General features: G+C 61.5%; 19 protein-coding genes. All 19 read right to left on the reverse strand.

The window, feature by feature from the left end; all coding sequences use genetic code 11:
* Positions 1 to 34 precede the first annotated feature (34 nt).
* On the reverse strand, positions 35 to 1246 hold the full coding sequence (trpB, locus tag ACIQ09_RS04835; protein WP_398306756.1) for a tryptophan synthase subunit beta: 1212 nt from the start codon (positions 1244 to 1246) through the stop codon (positions 35 to 37).
* Positions 1233 to 1856: a phosphoribosylanthranilate isomerase gene (locus tag ACIQ09_RS04840; RefSeq protein WP_398306843.1), complete on the reverse strand. Its 624-nt coding sequence runs from the start codon at positions 1854 to 1856 to the stop codon at positions 1233 to 1235. Before ACIQ09_RS04840 ends, trpB begins: the two co-directional genes overlap by 14 nt.
* A 5-nt stretch (positions 1857 to 1861) precedes the next feature.
* Positions 1862 to 2659: a tRNA pseudouridine(38-40) synthase TruA gene (gene truA, locus ACIQ09_RS04845; protein WP_398306845.1), complete on the reverse strand. Its 798-nt coding sequence runs from the start codon at positions 2657 to 2659 to the stop codon at positions 1862 to 1864.
* Positions 2653 to 3255, reverse strand: a complete 603-nt coding sequence (locus ACIQ09_RS04850) for a CbiQ family ECF transporter T component (protein ID WP_398306758.1) — start codon at positions 3253 to 3255, stop codon at positions 2653 to 2655. Before ACIQ09_RS04850 ends, truA begins: the two co-directional genes overlap by 7 nt.
* A 30-nt stretch (positions 3256 to 3285) precedes the next feature.
* Positions 3286 to 6219 (reverse strand): FimV/HubP family polar landmark protein, encoded by a 2934-nt coding sequence (locus ACIQ09_RS04855; RefSeq protein ID WP_398306760.1) that lies wholly within the window; start codon positions 6217 to 6219, stop codon positions 3286 to 3288.
* Between the two features lie 133 nt (positions 6220 to 6352).
* On the reverse strand, positions 6353 to 7477 hold the full coding sequence (asd, locus tag ACIQ09_RS04860) for an aspartate-semialdehyde dehydrogenase (RefSeq protein ID WP_398306762.1): 1125 nt from the start codon (positions 7475 to 7477) through the stop codon (positions 6353 to 6355).
* A gap of 40 nt (positions 7478 to 7517) precedes the next feature.
* Positions 7518 to 8579: a 3-isopropylmalate dehydrogenase gene (gene leuB / locus ACIQ09_RS04865; protein ID WP_398306764.1), complete on the reverse strand. Its 1062-nt coding sequence runs from the start codon at positions 8577 to 8579 to the stop codon at positions 7518 to 7520.
* Between the two features lie 51 nt (positions 8580 to 8630).
* Positions 8631 to 9269 (reverse strand): 3-isopropylmalate dehydratase small subunit, encoded by a 639-nt coding sequence (gene leuD / locus ACIQ09_RS04870; protein ID WP_398306766.1) that lies wholly within the window; start codon positions 9267 to 9269, stop codon positions 8631 to 8633.
* Positions 9270 to 9407, reverse strand: a complete 138-nt coding sequence (locus tag ACIQ09_RS04875; protein ID WP_398306768.1) for an entericidin A/B family lipoprotein — start codon at positions 9405 to 9407, stop codon at positions 9270 to 9272.
* Between the two features lie 16 nt (positions 9408 to 9423).
* The gene (leuC, locus tag ACIQ09_RS04880) at positions 9424 to 10833 is read right to left on the reverse strand and encodes a 3-isopropylmalate dehydratase large subunit (protein WP_398306770.1); all 1410 of its coding nucleotides are present in this window, start codon (positions 10831 to 10833) and stop codon (positions 9424 to 9426) included.
* 34 nt (positions 10834 to 10867) lie between these two features.
* Positions 10868 to 11710 (reverse strand): M48 family metallopeptidase, encoded by an 843-nt coding sequence (locus ACIQ09_RS04885; protein ID WP_398306772.1) that lies wholly within the window; start codon positions 11708 to 11710, stop codon positions 10868 to 10870.
* A 23-nt stretch (positions 11711 to 11733) separates the two neighbouring features.
* The gene (locus ACIQ09_RS04890) at positions 11734 to 12891 is read right to left on the reverse strand and encodes an MFS transporter (protein ID WP_398306774.1); all 1158 of its coding nucleotides are present in this window, start codon (positions 12889 to 12891) and stop codon (positions 11734 to 11736) included.
* Positions 12892 to 12965: 74 nt separating this feature from the next.
* Positions 12966 to 13208, reverse strand: coding sequence for a YdcH family protein (locus ACIQ09_RS04895; RefSeq protein ID WP_398306776.1), 243 nt, complete (start codon positions 13206 to 13208; stop codon positions 12966 to 12968).
* Between the two features lie 85 nt (positions 13209 to 13293).
* The gene (aroC, locus tag ACIQ09_RS04900; protein WP_398306778.1) at positions 13294 to 14433 is read right to left on the reverse strand and encodes a chorismate synthase; all 1140 of its coding nucleotides are present in this window, start codon (positions 14431 to 14433) and stop codon (positions 13294 to 13296) included.
* Between the two features lie 79 nt (positions 14434 to 14512).
* On the reverse strand, positions 14513 to 14848 hold the full coding sequence (gene ilvN / locus ACIQ09_RS04905; protein ID WP_398306780.1) for an acetolactate synthase small subunit: 336 nt from the start codon (positions 14846 to 14848) through the stop codon (positions 14513 to 14515).
* Between the two features lie 19 nt (positions 14849 to 14867).
* Positions 14868 to 16532 carry an acetolactate synthase large subunit gene (gene ilvB / locus ACIQ09_RS04910; RefSeq protein WP_398306782.1) on the reverse strand — a complete coding sequence of 555 codons (1665 nt, stop codon included), beginning with the start codon at positions 16530 to 16532 and terminating at the stop codon, positions 14868 to 14870.
* A gap of 283 nt (positions 16533 to 16815) precedes the next feature.
* A complete protein-coding gene (locus ACIQ09_RS04915) occupies positions 16816 to 18498 on the reverse strand; it encodes a long-chain-fatty-acid--CoA ligase (RefSeq protein WP_398306784.1) in 1683 nt (560 codons plus the stop codon).
* A gap of 223 nt (positions 18499 to 18721) precedes the next feature.
* Positions 18722 to 19168 carry a CBS domain-containing protein gene (locus tag ACIQ09_RS04920; RefSeq protein WP_398306786.1) on the reverse strand — a complete coding sequence of 149 codons (447 nt, stop codon included), beginning with the start codon at positions 19166 to 19168 and terminating at the stop codon, positions 18722 to 18724.
* A 208-nt stretch (positions 19169 to 19376) separates the two neighbouring features.
* Positions 19377 to 19700 carry a ferredoxin FdxA gene (fdxA, locus tag ACIQ09_RS04925; protein ID WP_398306788.1) on the reverse strand — a complete coding sequence of 108 codons (324 nt, stop codon included), beginning with the start codon at positions 19698 to 19700 and terminating at the stop codon, positions 19377 to 19379.
* Positions 19701 to 20036 lie beyond the last annotated feature (336 nt).

Here is a 20036-nt window from a genome sequence, read left to right on the forward strand (position 1 = left end):
CCCTGCCCGGACGTCCCGGCCAGGGCCACGAAAATCAGAATTGGATGCCGGACTTCTCGGCAACGGTATGCATGTCCTTGTCGCCGCGACCGGACAAATTCACCAGCAGGACCTTGTCCTTCGGGAGGGTCGGGGCGAGCTTGGCGGCATAGGCCAGCGCATGGGACGACTCCAGCGCCGGAATGATGCCCTCGAAGCGGCACAGGTTATGGAAGGCCTGGAGCGCCTCGGCATCGGTGATCCCCACGTATTCAGCACGCTGGATGTCCTTCAGCCACGCATGCTCGGGGCCCACGCCGGGGTAGTCGAGACCCGCCGAGATCGAGTGGGTCTCGATGATCTGGCCATCCTCGTCCTGCAGCAGGTAAGTACGGTTGCCGTGCAAGACACCAGGCCGGCCGGCTGACAGGGAAGCGGCATGCTGCCCCGTCTCGATACCACTGCCTGCGGCCTCTACGCCAATCAGGCGCACATCCCCATGACCAATGTAGGGATGAAAGATCCCCATCGCGTTGGAGCCCCCGCCCACACAGGCAATCACGTAATCCGGCTGACGACCGGTCATGTCGGGCATCTGCTCGATGCACTCCTTGCCGATCACTGCCTGAAAGTCCCGGACCATCATGGGGTAAGGGTGCGGGCCTGCCACCGTGCCGATGATGTAGAAGGTATCGTTGATGTTGGTAACCCAGTCACGCATGGCCTCGTTGAGAGCATCCTTGAGCGTTTTCGAACCGCTCTCAACCGGCACGACAGTCGCGCCAAGAAGCTTCATGCGATAAACGTTGGCCGCCTGACGACGAACGTCTTCCGAACCCATGTAGACCACGCACTCCATCCCGTAGCGGGCCGCCACGGTCGCGGTCGCCACGCCGTGCTGGCCTGCGCCAGTCTCGGCGATCACCCGCGGCTTGCCCATGCGACGGGCGAGCATGGCCTGACCGATGCAGTTGTTCACCTTGTGGGCGCCGGTATGGTTCAAGTCTTCACGCTTGAGATAAATCTGGGCGCCGCCGAGGAGCTCGGACCAGCGCTTTGCGTGATAGATGGGGCTGGGGCGCCCGACATAGTGCTTGAGCTCGTATTCAAACTCGGCCACGAACGCCGGATCTCGCTGCGCTTCTTCGTAGGCTTCGCGCAGTTCGGTCAATGCAGGGATCAGGGTTTCCGCGACGAAGATACCGCCGTAGGGACCAAAGTGACCGCGCGCGTCGGGAAGATCATAAGGGGCATCAGCCATGTGCATTTCGAACTCCGGCAACAAACTCGGTGATACGGGCGGCATCCTTAACTCCCTTGGCAGCTTCAACGCCGCTGGACACGTCCACCGCCCAGGGCCGGACGCGCCTCACTGCCTCGGAGACATTGCCTGCATGCAGGCCACCGGACAAGATCAAGGGCAAGGGCAACACGGAAGGAATCAGTGACCAGTCAAACGTCTCGCCACCACCACCATAGCCTTCGACAAAGGCATCGAGGAGCAATCCCTGGGCGCCCGCAAAGGAAGCTGCGTATTTTAACAGATCGAGCCCCGGCCGCATCCGTGCCGCCTTGATGTAGGGCAGACCGTGACCGAGACAATCCGGTTCCGTCTCGTCGCCATGGAACTGCAACAATTGCAAAGGCACGAGATCCCGAACCTGAGCGACCTCCTCCCGGGACGGATTCACGAACAGGCCGACCGCGGTGACAAAGGGCGGCAGCAGACGTGCAAGCTCCGCCGCTCTTGCTGGACTTACATAACGCGGGCTTGGGGGGTAGAAGACGAAGCCGATGGCGTCCGCTCCGGCATTCACGGCCGCGAGAACATCATCCTCTCGGGTCAGGCCGCAGATCTTGATTCGGGTGCGATGCACGGCGATCACGGAATAAGGAGTTGCGGAGGCGCGATGATACGCCCGCCACCGGGTAGCGGCCACCGCTGCGGATACTCCACACCACAAAGATAGAGACCGTCAGGCGCAAACGTCGGCGCCGCCAGACTACGCTTGCGGGCCGCCAGCAACTCCGCCATCCATGCCACCGGACGCCGCCCCTTGCCGACATGCACCAGGGACCCCACAAGATTGCGAATCATGTGATGAAGGAATGCATTGGCGTGAAAATCGAACACCACCACATCACCCCAGCGCTTCACCGAAACTGAGTGCATGGCGCGTACCGGAGATTTTGCCTGGCACTGAGCTGCCCGAAATGAGGTGAAGTCGTGCTCACCGATAAGGCACTGCGCCGCTTCGTTCATGGCCCCATCATCCAAAGGCCCATGCGTCCAGCCGACGCGGCCTTCAAGCATTCCGGGCCTAACTCGTCGATTCAGCAGCACATAGCGATAGCGCCGGGACTCGGCACTGAAGCGGGCATGAAACTCGTCATCCACTAGCACAGCCCACAAGACGCCGACACTCGCAGGAGCGTGACTGTTGACGCCGCGCACCCAAGCTTCGAGCGGACGTTCCACCGTCGTATCGAAGTGGGCAACCTGCGTCGTAGCGTGCACACCGGTATCTGTCCGGCCAGCGCAGACAAGCTTGATGGGCTCCTGGGCAATGATTGCCAGGGCTCCCTCGAGCGCATCCTGAACAGTTCTCCCGTGAGGCTGGGTTTGCCAGCCTTCGAATGCATTGCCTGCGTACTCAACCCCAATTGCCACCCTCACCAGAACACCCCTCCCACCCCCAACAGCACGACTACGCCAATGACCATCCAGTCCTGCCACTGCAAGGCGGCATGCCGCAGTGCAACCCCTCCCTCTTCAAGGCCCACATCCTCGGCAAGCAGGCTTTTCCAGCCACCTGCGGGCGACTTTTCAACGTAGCGAAAGACCAACAGCAGGCGCACCGCCAGTCGCTCGGAGGACATGCCGAGCAGGGAAAGGGGACGGGACAGAATCAGCATTCCCGATACCAGCGCAGCCTCATCCGTGTACTCGAGCAGAAGTGCAGCCAGCATCACAACAGCGAGCAATCTCAGGCCCTGGGCCACGGCAAGTCGCAGGCCCTCGATACTTGGGCTGGCCGGCCCCAGCCCCGGCAAGGCAAGCTCACCCGGGGTGAAGAAGGCGAAAAGCACCAGTGACACCAAGAGCAGATATCGGATTCTACGGACCAGCAACCGCGAGCGTCGGGCGGCAAAGGCCAAGGCCATGACCCCAATGAAAAGCCCGAAACCCCACAGTAAAGGGCCTCGGGCCAATTGCACCAGCACGACCAATCCAGCCCAGGCAGTCAGGCGGGTGGCCGGATGAAACGAAGACATCTTTCGTTGCGGATACCTTCCTCGAAGAAATCAGGAGAGACGCGCCAGGATGGCCTGCGCTTCGTCCTTCTGACGACCGGTCCCCTCGCGCAGCACCTCTTCAACCAACTCCCGCGCGCCGTCCTTATCACCCATTTCTTCATAGGCCCGAGCGAGTTCCAGCTTCGTCGCAACCTCTTGCTGCAGGTCTAGATCAAGAGGCGGCTCCGTGGGCGGCCCAGGATCAGGCATCTCAATCCGTGTGGAAGTCGGCGTATTGAGCTCAAGATCAATATCACTCAGGTTGGCAGCCGACGATGGGAAAGACCTCGCAGGAGATGGGCTTGCATCTGACTTTTCGTCCAGTTCGAAATCAAAATCGAGCAGACTGCTGTCGAAGCTCGTTTTCTCCAGATCGACCGTGGCCGTATCCAGAGGCAACCTGAGTGCATCATCGGAAAGGGTGGCGGTCAAATCGACATCTACCGTGGCATCTGCCCCTGGAGACACCTGCCTTTCCCCAAACTCGGAACTGATCTCGAAATCGAGGTCGCTGGGATCGGGAAGGCTGAAATCCTCGGAAACCCGTTGAGGGCGCGTCGAGGTCTCCTCGAACCTGCGCGCCAGCGCATCGCCGGCAACCAGCGTCGCCCCTGCAGTGGCGGGTACGGCGGAGGTGTCCATGTCGAGCCCAAGATCGAAATCGAGCCCACCACTAAGCCCCCCACCTGCCTGAGAGGCCGCAACTGTGGATGTTGACGCATGAGTATCCGCAGCGAGATCGAGATCGAAATCGAGAACCGAGGTATCGGGAATGTTCGGAGTCAGCGTAGTAGCAGGTGTCGGCGAAGCCGCCCGTTCAATATCCTCCAGGCTGGCGTACTGATTGAGCTCACCCGGCAATGCCCAAGTGTCCTTCAGCTGCGAAGGCGACTCAAGGGGATCATCGGAAGCCGTTGGCGTCGCGATGAAATCCGCTTGACCAGGTATGGGCTCTCGCGCCCCTGGGCGCGACTGCCCGGCCTGAACAAAGCCAGTTTCCCCGGCAGCAATCGCAGCCGTCGCAAGGGCAGACGCAGCGACCGGCCTGACCGGCGGCGCTATCGGGGCTGAGCCGGGCGCGGGAATACGATAAAGCGGGCTATCCGGATCGAACTTTCTACCAAGCGAAGCCGCTTTCTCCCAATCCGGACCATTGCCCCCCGTCAAGGAATAGAGCTCGGTGGCCGTCGTCTCGAACTGCTTCAGGTTTTTCCGCTGAGCGTAGATCTCGAGCAGCTTGAGATGAACACCTGTACGGCCTGGATCAGTCTTGAGAGCGTCGAGGAGAATCTCCTCCGCCTGGGCATCACGCCCGTAAGCCATATAGACATCGGCCTCAGCCACGGGGTCGACACCTTCATCCGTATCGATCGATGACAAGCCAGACTGGCTGAAATCGGTCTGAATCTGGCTTGTACTACCCGTATCGACACTTTGACCGCCCGCACTGCCAAACACCGAATTCGCACCATCGCCAAACTCGGAGAGTGCAGGAGTCGTCGTGGGCGCCCCTCCCACGTTTCGGCGCTGATAGATCTTGTAGCCACCCCAGCCAAGCAACAAGGCCAGGATGCCGCCGCCGCCAAGCAGCAAGGACATGTCTTCCGGGGCAGTAGCTTGCGCCAGCGGCGCTTTAGGAGGCTCAGGTGGGACAGGCTTGGACTCGGGCTGCGGTACCGGCTTGGCTTCGGCAATCGGCTCGGGCGCCTTGGGCGCCTCCGCAGCGGTAGCGGGAGCCGGCGGCGGCACCTCAGCGACGGGCGGAGGGACAACCGGTGCATCGACCCGGGGCGCGTCAGACTGAGCCTGCGCCATGCCCTGACTCTTCAGCTCCACCAGACGCTGCAGCTCCTTGATACTTTTCTCCAGCTCGGCCAGACGGGTGTTGGCCTCGCGCAGCGCCTTATCCCTGGAAACGAGATCTTCTTCAAGAGCCTGCAAACGGGCAACTGATTTTTCTCCACCCGGTGCAGAGCCCGACTTGAGACCTTCGTCACTCTTCGAAACCTTCAACTGGTCCGTAGCCCCTGCTGCGGCTGGAGCCCGGTCTTCCACCTTGGCACCGATCCGGCCACTACTCCCCTGCTGAACCGGCGCCTCCTTGGCAGGCATGCCGGCTGCCTGCTCCGCGAGCTTCTGCCGGTAACGACCAAAATCGGAAGAGTGGGCAACGACCTGCTGCTTTGACCCATCGCCGGCGAGCTGGCGGGCGCTATCTGCATCAGGGATGCGAAGAATCTTGCCGGCCTGCAAGCGGTTCATGTTGTCCGCATCAAAAGCCGACCGATTACCCTGGAACAGGGCCAAGAGCATCTGCTCCATCGACACACCTTCAGGGCGGGTCTCAGCAGCAATACGATTCAGGGTATCGCCGGGCTGCACCATATACGTACGCCCCGCTCCAGCAGCAGGAGCAGCGGCAGGACGGGCAACCCGGGCCACAGGCTGGCGCCTGGGCTGAGCAGCATAAGCACCGCCAGAAACCCCAGGTCGCATTTCAGGGGACGCTACGGGCGCTGCCGCACGTGCGGAGCCCAGATCCGGTGGATCAAGCAGGAACGTGTATTCACGGATCAAGCGACCGGCAGACCAGTTCAGTTCAACCAGCATATCCACGAACGGCTCGTTGATCGGACGATCGCTCGTCACCCTAACCACTGCTCCGCCTCCCCGCCGCTCAATGGACATGCGCAAACCGCTGACCGACGGCGCGAAATCAATGCCGGCCTGCCGAAATGCTTCAGCAGAGGCCAACCTTGCTGTCATGTTCTGAAGTTCTTCAAGCGTGGCGGATATGTCCACTTCGGCGCGAAGAGGCTGTCCAAGGCCGCTGAGAACAGTGATGCGTCCGAGGCCAGCGGCATTTGCGCCCAGAGACAGGGCGCCGATGGATGCCGCGATCAGGGTGCGTTTGAGCCGGCTTTTCACGAGGTTCTTATGCACGAAGGCTTGTCGTCGAAATCGAGTTGCTGATGAACATAACATCATGGGTTTGGTGAGGCAAGTTCAAGCCATGTTTGAAGTTGCCTCACACCCGCCACCATAGAAAAAAAGCGGCCGAGGCCGCCTTTTTGGATCAGTCCTCGAGAAGGACTCGCAACATGCGGCGCAGAGGCTCCGCAGCCCCCCACAGAAGTTGGTCACCCACGGTGAAGGCTGACAGATACTCACCACCCATGGCGAGCTTGCGCAGGCGGCCAACGGGAACCGTCAGCGTGCCGGTGACGGCCGTCGGGGTCAGGTCGCGCATGGTGACGTCGCGCTGATTGGGGACAACCTTGACCCAGTCGTTGGCGGTGGCAAGCATGCCCTCGATTTCGTCGATCGGGATGTCCTTGCGCAGCTTCAGGGTCAGTGCCTGGCTGTGACAGCGCATGGCGCCGATACGCACGCACAGGCCGTCAATGGGCACTGCCGGCGAACCGAAGCCTTCACCGCGGCCCAGGATCTTGTTGGTTTCGACACCGCCCTTCCACTCTTCCTTCGACTGACCATTACCCAGATCCTTGTCGATCCAGGGGATCAGGGAGCCCGCCAGGGGCACGCCAAAGTTGGACGCCGGGAAGGCATCGTCACGCATGGTGCCGGCGACTTCGCGATCGATGTCGAGAATCGCGGAAGCGGGATCGTCCAGCAATTCCTTGACGGAGCGGTTGAGCTCGCCCATCTGGGACAGCAGTTCGCGCATGTTCTGGGCACCGGCACCGGACGCAGCCTGGTAGGTCATGGAGGTCGCCCACTCAACCAGGTCACGCTGGAACAGGCCACCCAGGGCCATCAGCATCAGGGACACGGTGCAGTTGCCGCCGATCCAGTCACGGCCGCCCTTGGCGAGGGAGTCCTTGATGACGTTGAGGTTGACCGGATCAAGGATGATCACAGCCTTGGGGTCCATCCGCAGGGAGGAGGCAGCGTCGATCCAGTGACCATTCCAGCCGGCAGCGCGCAGCTTGGGGTACACCTCGTTGGTGTAATCACCACCCTGGCAAGTGATGACGATGTCCATCGACTTGAGCTCATCGATGTCCTTGGCATCCTTCAGGGCAGGCGCTTCCTTGCCGAAGTTGGGTGCCTTGCCCCCCGGGTTGGAGGTGGTGAAGAACACCGGCTCGATCAGTGCAAAGTCGTTCTCTTCGCGCATGCGCTGCATCAGCACGGAACCAACCATGCCACGCCAGCCAACCAGACCTACTCTCTTCATTTTGATCCCCGATCAGACTTGATGTGTTTTTATTGAATGCTTACAGCGCAGCGATAACCGCGTCGCCCATTTCCCTGGTGCCAACACGGCGGGTGCCGGCTTCGTAGATGTCACCGGTACGATAGCCCGCAGCCAGGACTTTCTTGACGGCGTTCTCGATGCGCACGGCGGGCGCCTCAAGATTGAAGGTATAGCGCAGCATCATCGCCGCCGACAGGATGGTGGCCAGCGGGTTGGCCACGCCCTTGCCGGCAATGTCGGGCGCAGAACCATGACTGGGCTCGTAGAGGCCCTTGTTGTTGGCGTCCAGCGATGCAGACGGCAGCATGCCGATGGACCCCGTCAGCATGGAAGCTTCGTCGGAAAGGATGTCACCGAACATGTTTCCGGTCACCATCACATCAAACTGCTTCGGTGCACGCACCAGCTGCATGGCAGCGTTATCCACCAGCATGTGGGACAACTCGACATCCGGGTAGTCGGCCGACAGTTCGATCATCACGTCACGCCACAACTGAGTGCACTCGAGAACGTTCATTTTGTCTACCGAGCACAGTTTCTTGCCGCGCTTGCGGGCCGCCTCGAAGGCAACCTTGCCGATACGGCGGATCTCGGACTCGGCGTACACCATGGTGTTGAAGCCGACACGCTCACCGCCCTCCTCGCGAATACCGCGAGGCTGACCAAAGTAGATGTCGCCGGTCAGCTCGCGGACGATCAGGATGTCCAGACCTGCGACCACTTCCGGCTTCAGGGTAGAGGCGTTGGCCAGCTCGGGGTAAAGGATGGCAGGGCGCAGATTGGCAAACAGGTTCAGTTCCTTGCGGATGGCCAGCAGGCCACGCTCGGGACGCTGCTCGCGGGGCAGGTCGTCCCACTGCGGGCCACCGACGGCGCCGAGCAGGATCGCATCTGCAGCCTTGGCAAGCTTGCTGGTGGCTTCCGGATAGGGGGTGCCCGTAGCATCTACGGCACAGCCGCCGATCAAGGCGGTTTCAGCTTCAAAGTTGAAACCGTCGCCGCGCAGGGCGTCGAGCACGCGCAGGGCCTGCTCCATGATTTCGGGGCCGATGCCGTCTCCCGGCAGAACGCAGATCTTCATTATGTCTTTCTGTTTTGGTTGGATGACGCCAGCCCTCGGGCTGGCAGGCAATCAGGCAAACAGCCAGGGCTGCTCTATGCGACGACGGGCCTCGAACTCACGGATCCTGTCGGCGTGGCGCAGGGTCAGACCGATGTCGTCCCAGCCATTTAGCAGGCATTCGCGACGGAAGGCGTCAACGTTGAACGGGATCACCTTGCCGTCAGGACGCGTGATGGTCAGAGTTTCGAGATCCACGTTCAGACGGTAGCCGCTTGCACCAAGACACTGGGCGAACAGGGCATCGACCTCGGCAGCATCAAGCTTGATCGGCAGCAGGCCGTTCTTGAAGCAGTTGTTGAAGAAGATGTCGGCAAAGCTCGGCCCGATTATGACGCGGAAGCCGAAGTCCTCGAGGGCCCAGGGCGCGTGCTCCCGGGAGCTGCCGCAACCAAAGTTGTCCCGGGTCAGCAGGATCTGGGCACCCTGATAACGCGCCTGGTTGAGCACGAAATCGGGGTTCCGGGGACGACCGGAGTTGTCCTGGCCTGGTTGCCCCACGTCCAGATAACGCCATTCATCGAAAAGGTTGGGGCCGAAGCCGCTGCGCTTGATCGACTTGAGGAACTGCTTGGGGATGATCGCGTCGGTGTCGACGTTGGCGCGATCCATCGGCGCCACCAGACCATCGAGTTTACGGAAGGGATTCATTTACTTGGCTACCTTCTGGATGGCTTCGCCACCCTTTTCAATATCCTTGCCCAGCCCCTGGACGGTGTTGCAACCCGTCAGGGTCAGCAACACAAACACACCGGCCATGGCCGTCAATCTATGCAGTTGAGTACGCATGCGAGCAACCTTCAGCTCAGGCGAGCTCGCGCACATCGGCAAACCGGCCGGCGATCGCCGCAGCGGCAGCCATGGCCGGACTGACCAGGTGCGTGCGTCCACCAGCGCCCTGACGCCCTTCGAAGTTGCGATTCGATGTGGACGCACAACGCTCACCCGGCTCGAGCCGGTCGGCGTTCATGGCAAGACACATGGAGCAACCCGGCTCACGCCACTCGAAGCCCGCAGCGATGAAGATCTTGTCGAGGCCTTCCGCCTCGGCCTGGCGTTTGACCAGACCGGAGCCCGGCACCACCAGGGCCAGTTTGACGTTGTCGGCCTTGTGACGCCCGCGGGCCACAAAGGCCGCGGCACGCAGATCCTCGATACGCGAGTTGGTACAGGAGCCGATGAAGACCTTGTCGATGGTGATCGCATTGATCGGCGTACGCGGGCTGAGGCCCATGTACTGGAGCGCCCGCTCCATGCCTTCACGCTTGACAGGGTCCTTCTCAAGGGCCGGGTCGGGCACGCTGCCGTCAATGGCAGCAACCATCTCGGGGGACGTCCCCCAGGTGACCTGGGGCTTGATTGCGGCGGCATCGAGCTCGACCACTGCATCAAAGACGGCGCCGTCATCGGAATGCAGGGTGCGCCAGTAGGCGACAGCCCGGTCCCACTGGTCGCCACTGGGCGAGAAGGGACGACCCTTTAGATAGGCCACGGTCTGGTCATCCACGGCAACCAGGCCAGCACGGGCGCCTGCCTCGATGGCCATGTTGCAGATCGTCATGCGCCCTTCCATGGACAGGCTGCGAATCGCACTGCCACCGAACTCGATGGCGTAGCCCGTGCCGCCGGCCGTGCCGATGCGGCCGATGATGGCAAGTACCACGTCCTTTGCCGTCACGCCGGCGCCCAGCTGCCCATCGACCCGCACCAGCATGGTCTTCGACTTCTTCTGCAGCAGGCACTGGGTGGCCATCACGTGCTCGACCTCGGAGGTACCGATGCCGTGGGCCAGACAGGCGAAAGCGCCATGGGTGGAGGTATGGGAGTCACCGCAGACCACGGTCATGCCCGGCAGGGTGGCGCCGTTCTCGGGCCCGATGACGTGCACGATGCCCTGCCGCTCATCCTTGAACGGGAAGTAGGCCAGGGCGCCGACTTCGCGGATGTTGCTGTCGAGGGTTTCCACCTGCTGACGGGAAACCGGATCCTGGATACCCATTTCCCAGTGATCGGTAGGCGTATTGTGGTCTGCCGTCGCAACGATGGAATCGACACGCCAAGGCTTGCGGCCAGCCAGCTTCAGGCCTTCGAAGGCTTGCGGACTGGTGACTTCGTGAACGAGATGACGGTCAATGTAGATCAGCGCAGTGCCATCATCTTCGACGTGCACCACGTGGCTCGACCACAGTTTTTCGTAAAGCGTTTGCGCTTGCATGGGCGAAGGACTGGTAGGGGCGGAAAAACCTTAATTATTTCACAGGCTTCGTGTGCTGAGTAGCTTGCTCGTAGAGCGGCATCACACGGGCTGCGTACTGGGCGAGATCCTGCTGCCGGCTCTCGCTGGAAGGGTGAGTGGACAGCCATTGCGGCGGCTGCCCGCTGTTGGCCTTGCCCATCTTCTGCCACAGGGTGATCGCGGCGCGCGGGTCATACCCTCCTCGGGCCGCCAGTTCAACGCCGATGCGGTCGGCCTCGATCTCGTGCTCGCGGCTGTTGGGCAGCTCGAAGGTCACCTTGGCAACGGATCCGATCAGATCCGTGCCCACCTGCCCGACCCCCAGCGCCGCACCGAGCACACTCACCCCGATGTTGGTCACCATCGCCTGGGACGCCCGCTCGCGGGCGTGCTCCCTGAGGGCGTGGGCGATCTCGTGCCCCATGATCGCGGCGATCTCATCATCGCTTAACTGAAGCTTCTCGATAATTCCGGAGTAGAACGCAATCTTTCCGCCGGCCATGCACCAGGCATTGAGCTCGGGCGAGGTGAGGACATTCACCTCCCAGCGCCACTGGGGGGCATCCGGACGGAAGGCGCCGGTAGTGGGGATCAGCCGGCTTGCCACGGCGCGCACCCGTGCCACCTGCTCCTTGTCCCGGTTCAGGGCATTCTTCTGCCCTGCCTGCTGGAGAATCTTCTGGTAACTCTGGGATGAGGCCTTGTCCATCTCACCGGACGACACCATCATCATCTGCTTGCGCTCGATACCTACCGCCCCGGTATGGGTGGTGTTCACCGTCTGGCAGGCACTGACAACAGCCGTTGCCATGATCACCGGGGCCATGCCCCGCATCCAGCTGAATCCTGAGCTCATATCTCTTTCCGATTGCACACACTTCAACGGGCGCCCGCCTGGGCAGGCCCCTCATCCTTCCACCATCCCAGCAAGACCAGCAAGCCCACAAGGGCAAACAGCGAGCCCAGCGAGTAGGTCCATTCAGGACCAACGGACTCCCAAGTGTAGCCGCTGACAAGCCCGCCGATCATGCCCCCGGCTCCAAAGGAGATGCTCCCGTACAAGGCCTGCCCCCGGGCCTGATGCTGGGCGCCAAACCAGTGGTTCACCGCAGCCACCGCGGCCGCATGGTAGGCGCCGAAGGTTGCGCCGTGGAGAACCTGGGCAAACACGAGCACGGCCACCGACTCCGCCCCCCAGCCGATCAGGACGAAACGCAGCACGGCGGCGGCAAAGCTGAAGATCAGCAGGCCCCGCAGGGAGAAGGCCTTGAGAAGCTGGGGCATTCCCATGAACACGGCAATCTCCGCCACGACGCCGAGGGTCCACATCCAGCCGACCAGCGACTTGCTATACCCATGGGCAACCAGATGCAGCGAGTAGAAGACGTAGAGGGCGCCATGGGCAGCCGACATGAAGAAGCACGCCGCCAGCAAGCCGCCCACCTCGGGTCGGCGGAGAATCTCGGCCAGCGCCACCGGCCGCTGCGGCGCGACGGGCCTGCCCGCTTCAGGAATCAGCATGGCACACACAAAGATGCCACCGAGCAAGGCCAAGGTGATCCAGAGCAAGGCCCTCACCGGCAAGCCGTCCAGCAGATAGCCCAGGGCGAGAACAGCGATCACGAAACCCACCGATCCCCACACGCGGATGTTGCCGTAGCGGCTGGCCTGACCACTCAGATGGGCAAAGGTCAGCGTCTCCACCAGCGGCAGCGCAGCGCTCCAGAAGAAAGAGAGAAAGGCCATACTCAGAAACAAGCCAATATATGCGTCCGTCACCAGAAAGCCGGCAAAGCCGATCACCGACAGAAATGCCGACAGACGCACGATGGGTGTCCGGACGCCCAGCCGATCGGCCAGCCAGCCCCACAGGGTCGGCGCCAGCATGCGCATCACCGACATCAGAGACATCAGCAGGGCAATCTGCGCAGCGGAGCTGCCTATGGACTGCAGATACAGGCCGAAATAGGGTGAAAAGGCGCCAATGAAAGCGAAGTAGAAGAAGTAATAGCCGGACAGGCGCCAATAGGGAATCATCGGCGCGATTCTACCCGGCTCATGAAAAAGAGCGCCCGAAAGCGCTCTTCTCATTGCAGACGTCCGTCGGAAAATCAGTTGACGGCCGCGCCCTTCAGCATTTCGTAAAGCTCATCCTTGAGCTTGAGCCGGCGTTTCTTGAGGTCTTCAAGCTCAAAGTCGGTAGCGGTCTCGGCATGAACCTCCACGCGGACTACGTGCCGATTGACATCGTGATACTCATCGAAAAGCCGTGCAAAGTGCCCGTTGGACATCTTCAAGGCGTGAATCTGCTCGCGATACTCAGGAAGTTCGTGGTTCAGATCGTGTTGCTCCATGCAGTCATCTCCCGCGTTGTCATTGGATTTCGAAAGTTCGTGAATCCACTCTACGCCGCTACAGCACGGGAAAAGTTGACTGCGATCAACTCCTGGACCGGGGTGAAGGCACCGCCTGCAGCCCTTGCGGAGCCAGACCTGCAATTTTTGGTGTCGTGCACACCACATCGGCGTTCTGGGCTCGATGCCGCAGGGCGTGATCCATCAGCACGATGGCCAGCATGGACTCGGCGATCGGAGTTGCGCGAATGCCCACACAGGGGTCGTGCCGGCCATGGGTATTGACCACCACCGGCTCACCAGCATTGTCGATGGACTGCCGGTCTAGACGCGTGCTCGACGTGGGCTTGATGGCCATGCTCACCACCACATCCTGCCCGGTGGAGATACCGCCAAGCACTCCGCCCGCCTGGTTCGACAGGAAGCCCTCGGGGCTCATCTCGTCGGAGTGCTGGGTACCCAGCTGGGAAACACTGGCAAAGCCTGCGCCAATCTCCACCCCCTTCACCGCATTGATGCTCATCATGGCATGGGCGATGTCGGCGTCGAGGCGGTCGTAGACCGGCTCACCCCAGCCCACCGGCACGCCAGTGGCAACAACATTGATGCGCGCACCCACCGAGTCGCCGGACTTGCGCAGATCGTCCATGTAGCGCTCGAGTTGGGGCACGATCGCCTGATTCGGAGCAAAGAAGGCGTTACCGTCCACCTCATCCCAGGAGACGAAGGGAATCTCAACCGGCCCCAACTGGGCCATGTAGCCACGGATCACGATGCCATAGCGCTCCTGCAGCCACTTGCGGGCGATGGCACCGGCCGCAACACGCACGGCCGTCTCCCGGGCAGACGAGCGACCACCACCGCGATAGTCGCGAATACCGTACTTCTGCCAGTAGCCGTAATCGGCGTGACCAGGGCGGAAGCTCTCGGCGATGTTGCCGTAATCCTTGGAGCGCTGGTCCTGGTTACGGATCAGCAGGGCAATCGGGGTACCCGTGGTGACGCCCTCGAAAACACCGGACAGGATTTCCACCGCATCGGGCTCACGGCGCTGGGTGACGTGGCGGGATGTGCCGGGCTTGCGCCGGTCGAGTTCCGCCTGGATGTCGGCCTCGCTGATGGCCAGGCCCGGCGGACAGCCGTCCACCACGCAACCGATGGCAGGGCCATGGGACTCGCCGAAGGAAGTGACGCAGAAAAGCGTGCCGAGCGTATTACCGGACATGGGGAACTCGCGAAAACGGGATGGGAGGAGAATCTAGCACGCCGCCGGCACAGGTCCGGCGGCGGAAACAGCAGACAGCTTACTGGAAGAACTCGTCAAGCCGGCCGTAGACCGGGTGCTCGCCGGCATGCTGACGCACGTAGAGCACATCCTCAAGCTTCTCGACCTGCTTGATCATCTTGTCGAGCCGCTCGTCTTCAAAGATCAGCAGCCAGATACGACTGGTCTCGGCGTTGCCGACGGGCATGCACAGAATGCCCTCCACGTTGAAGGCCCGGCGGGCAAAAAGGCCGCAGATGTGACTCATCACGCCGGGGTGGTTGGCCACCCCGAGCTCCAGCACGACCTTGTGAAAACCGCCGTGCTCGGGGACATCGGGGATGTATTCGGAAAGGTTGGTGTTCTGTTCGGACATCGTATTCTCTCCTCGGGGCTCAGCCGATCATCTCGGAGTTGGCGGCGCCCGGCGGCACCATCGGGTAAACGAATTCGTTCGGGTCGATCGTGGCGTGGATCAGGCAGGGGCCCGGGGTGTTGAGCGCCTCCGCAAGGGTGGCCCGGGGATTCGGCGCCGGATCGAGATCCACCGCACGCATGCCGAAGCCATCGGCGATCTTCAGGAAGTCAGTGGGACGCTCGTAGCGCGACGCCATGATGCGCTTGCCGTAGAAGAGGTTCTGCTGCTGATGCACCAGGCCGAGGGACTGGTTGTTGAACAGCACGATCTTCACATTGACGTTTTCCTGGGCGGCGGTGGCCATCTCCTGGATGTTCATCTTCAGGCTGCCGTCACCGGAGAAGCACACCACGGTGCGATCCGGTGCGGCCAGCGCAGCACCGATCGCGGCCGGGAAGCCGAAGCCCATGGTGCCGAGACCGCCGGAGTTGAGCCACTGGCGCGAGCGGCGGAAGGGATAGGCCTGGGCCACCCACATCTGATGCTGGCCGACGTCGCTGGTGATGATGGCGTTGTCGTCGAGACAGTTGGCCACGGCATGGATCAGACCGTAAGGCGAGCGCGGATTGTCGATGCCCGGCATGGCCAGCGGGAAGCGGCCCTTGAGGCTCTCCACATGGGACAGCCAGCGCTTGCGCAGCTGAGGCTTGACACGCGGCAACAGCTCGGACAGCACCTGCCCCACGTCGCCGGCGATGGCCACATGGGCGTTCTTGACCTTGTGCAGCTCGGATCGGTCGATATCGACGTGGATGATCTTGGCGTTCGGGCAGAACTCGGCGGTCTTGCCGATGGCGCGGTCGTCGAAACGGGCGCCCACACAGATCAGCAGGTCGGCCTCTTCCAGCACGTAGTTGGTGTAACGGGCACCGTGCATGCCCAGCATGCCCAGGGACAGGGGATGGTCCATGGGCATGGCGCCAAGCGCCATCAGGGTCATGGTGGTCGGCAGGGAGGCCTGCTCGGCCAGGGTCACGGCCATATGGGCTGCGCCCGAATGGATCACACCGCCACCCAGGTAAAGCACGGGGCGCTCGGCGGCCTCGATCATCTTCGCGGCTTCTTCAATCGCGGCGATGTCGAAGCTCGGTGCCGCATCAGGAACCACCACATCGGGGTATTCCTCGAAGCTCACCATCTGGTTCTGCACATCCTTCGGCACGTCGATCAGCACCGGCCCGGGGCGATCGGACATGGCAATGCGGAAGGCAGCCGGAACGGCGGTCAGCAGCTCCTTGGCCGAACGGACCAGGAAGTTGTGCTTGGTGATGGGGATGGTCAGGCCATAGGTGTCGACTTCCTGGAAGGCGTCGGTGCCGATCATCGACAGGGGCACCTGGCCGGTCAGCGCGATCATCGGGATGGAGTCGAGCTTGGCATCGGCGATGGCAGTGATCAGATTGGTGGCACCCGGACCGCTGGAGGCCAGGCACACCTCGGGGCGGCCCGAGACACGTGCCATACCCTGGGCAATGAAGCCCGCACCTTGTTCATGGCGGCAAAGGACGTGGTGGATCTGCTCGCTCTTGGACAGGGCGTCATACATCGGCAGGGCTGCACCGCCGGGCACGCCGGCAATGGTGCTGATTCCCTGCCGTTCGAGCAGCTTCACGATCAGGTCTGCTCCAGTCATTTGCATCATCGATTTCTCCTTGGGGCTTGGAAGCCGAAACGCTTTCCGGGCCTGGGGTGCAACAAAAAGACAAAACCCCCGCCGGTTGCGCGCCGGCGGGGGTCTGAAATTCTCTATCGACTACCTGGGGACCCTTACGACGCGCGCTCACCTACGCTTACTACGCGTACTACAGCAACGACGTCGACAGGCAGGGCGAATGCGAAAAGGGTCATGGGGTCATCTACAAGACTAGCTTCGGATTATTCGCACAACAGCCCGAAAACACAAGCGCTATTTTCCCTGACATCGCTCAAACATGCTCCGCAGCGTGCTGCGTGTCACGCAACACCCGACGCAGGATCTTGCCCACATTGCTCTTCGGCAACTCATCACGAAACTCGACGAAACGCGGCACCTTGTAGCCCGTCAGCCCTGACCGGCAATGCGCGATGAGGGCCTCGGCAGTCAGGGCGGGGTCCTTGCGCACCACGAAGATCTTCACCGCCTCACCCGAATGCTCGTCGGGCACACCCAGCGCCGCCACTTCCATCACGCCCGGGTGAGTCGCCACCACATCCTCCACCTCGTTCGGATAGACGTTGAAGCCCGACACCAGGATCATGTCCTTCTTCCGATCGACAATGCGCACAAAGCCGGCGTCGTCGATGGTCGCCACATCCCCGGTGCGCAGATAGCCGTCATGGGTGAAAGCCCGCGCCGTATCCTCCGGGCGGTTGTAGTAGCCCTTCATGACCTGGGGCCCTTTCACGCACAACTCTCCAGGAATCCCCATGGAAACCTCGTACCCGTCATCGTCGCGCAGACTGATATCGGTGGAAGAGATGGGCAGACCGATGGAGTGATTGAACTCCGGCAGATCAAGCGGGTTGATGCATACGGCAGGCGATGTCTCGGTGAGGCCATACGCCTCTGCCAGCGGCTTGCCGGTCACCTTCTTCCAGCGATCCGCAACGGCCTGCTGGACGGCCATACCGCCGCCAAGGGCAACCCTGAGGGTACTGAAATCGAGCTTCTCGAACGCCGGGTTGTTGAGCAGCGCGTTGAACAGGGTGTTCACGCCGGTAATCACCGTAAACGGATACTTGCCCAGTTCTGCGACAAAGGCCGGGATGTCTCGTGGATTGGTGATCAGCACATTGCTGGCACCGATCTTGAAGAAAGTGAGGCAGTTCGCGGTGAGCGAAAAGATGTGATAAAGCGGCAGGGCGGTGATGATCACCTCCTCCCCTTCCCTCACGCAGGGGCTGATCCAGGCATGGGCCTGCTGCAGGTTGGCCACGATGTTGCCGTGGGTCAGCATCGCCCCCTTGGCAACGCCGGTTGTTCCCCCGGTGTACTGGAGGTAGGCAAGATCATCGTGGTTCATGGCCACCGGCATCAGCCCGTGGGCGGCACCGCGACCCAGGGCATCGCGAAAGCCCACGTACCCCGGCAGGTTCCAGGCCGGCACCATCTTCTTCACATGGCGCACCACCAGGTTAACCAGCAGGGATTTCGGAAAGCCGAGCATGTCTCCCAGCCCGGTGACGACCACGTGACGCACCGATGTGCGGGCCATCACCTCCTCAAGGGTATGAGCGAAGTTCTCCATGATCACGATCGCCTCGCAACCCGCATCCCGAAGCTGATGCTCAAGCTCCCGGGCGGTGTACAGCGGATTCACATTGACCACAGTGAAACCCGCGCGCAACACCGCGAACATGGCGATAGGGTACTGCAGGCAGTTGGGCATCATCAGTGCCACCCTGGCACCTTTGGCCAGTTTCAACTCACCCTGGAGATAGCCTGCAAACTGCCTTGAAAGGGCGTCGAGCTCGGCATAGGTGATTGATTTGCCCATATTTATATAGGCAGTGTGCCCCGCAAACCTCGCGACACTCTTGTCAAACAGATCACCCAGGGATGCAAACTGGTTCGTGTCTATCTCTGCCGGGACACCAGGGGGATAGCTTTCAAGCCATATCTTCTTCATGCTTCTGTCTCCTTTGTAGTTGGTTCAAGGCCTGGCCAGCCAAAACCCCATCGCACGCGACAGGATCAGACCGGGGACCCGCCCTCCCCAGGCGGCCCGACACCGAAACGGTGTCGGCTTCCAACATACTTTTCGACTGGCGTTCGAGCGCCTTTTTTTCAGGGCATCCGCCCCCTTAGCGGAATACCCTGCTTGCTACCGTAAAACCTTGAACCGATACCGATCAGGCCTGATCCTCCGCAGGCCAGTTGCGGATGTAATTCTTGAGCATGCGATTCTCGAAGCTCTGCTCTTCCAGCACAGCCTTTGCCACGTCATGGAAGGACACGACCCCCATCAACACGGTGTCTTCCATGACCGGCAGGTAGCGCTGATGGTGTTCGACCATCTGGCGGCGCAACTCGTCCATTTCCATGTTCGGGGCCGCAACCACGGGATCCTTAAGCATGGCATCGACCACCGACAGGGTCTGCCACTGGGCGCCCGCCTTCTGGGTTGCCACCAGCACCTCGCGGAAAGTCAGCAAACCGGCCATGCGCCCCTTGTCAAAAACCACGAGGGACCCGACATCCTGCTCCGTCATCACCGCAACCGCCTCGGCAAGCGTCTTGTTGGAGGCAACGGTAAACAGCACTTTGCCCTTGATTGCGAGAATTTCACTGACCAGCATTTTGTTTTCCTTTTCGAGGCGCGTATCCGCCGGAATCTGTACCGCCCACGATGGTATTCGATTGCAGGCGAGGGCGCAAAGCCCCGGAAAATCAGGATTTACCCTACAACTGCCCGTCAGATCCGCATTTCTCCGGCAGAAACACCCTGAAGGTCAATTGCCAGGCCTGCTGCCCCCCCGGAAACGACGGAGCTCAGGCAACCCAGGCTCAGCGCTCGAGATACTGGAGCTTGTCCGCCACGCCGCGCCAGTCGTCGGCATCGGCGGGGGGCTCCTTGCGTTCGACGATGGGCACCCACTTGGCTGCCAGCTCAGCATTCAGTGCAATGAAAGCCTGCTGGGCCGCAGGAACGTCGTCTTCGGCAAAAATCGCCTCGGCCGGGCATTCGGCCACACACAGGGTGCAATCGATGCACTCATCAGGGTCGATCACCAGGAAATTGGGTCCCTCGCGAAAGCAGTCGACCGGACAAACATCCACACAGTCGGTGTATTTGCAGCGGATGCAGTTTTCAGTAACGACGTAAGTCATCGGGCGCGCTCCTGTTGGTTTAATTGCCGCCGCCCGCCCGGGCAACGACAAAGCAGATGATGGTATCGAGGGGCCGCAATATACCCCATCGGGCAGGCCCGAGAGGACACGGAGCACCATGTCCCCAAAAGCGAGACAGCCCCTGTCCAGAATTGTTCCAAGTGTGCCACCGTTACCACATGTCAAGATCACGGGCGAGAAAAGCGCTTTTCTTGCCCGTGATTATTCGCTAGCATCCCGCTATCTTTTGTCTTGTTGCCCGAGTTGCGGGGTTCCGGCCATCCGGAACATGCTCCCCACCCGCGGCGACATCTTAAAATCCCCTGATGCGAGGAA

This window comes from Zoogloea sp., assembly GCF_044344315.1.
In the GTDB taxonomy this organism is placed as follows: Bacteria; Pseudomonadota; Gammaproteobacteria; order Burkholderiales; family Rhodocyclaceae; genus Zoogloea.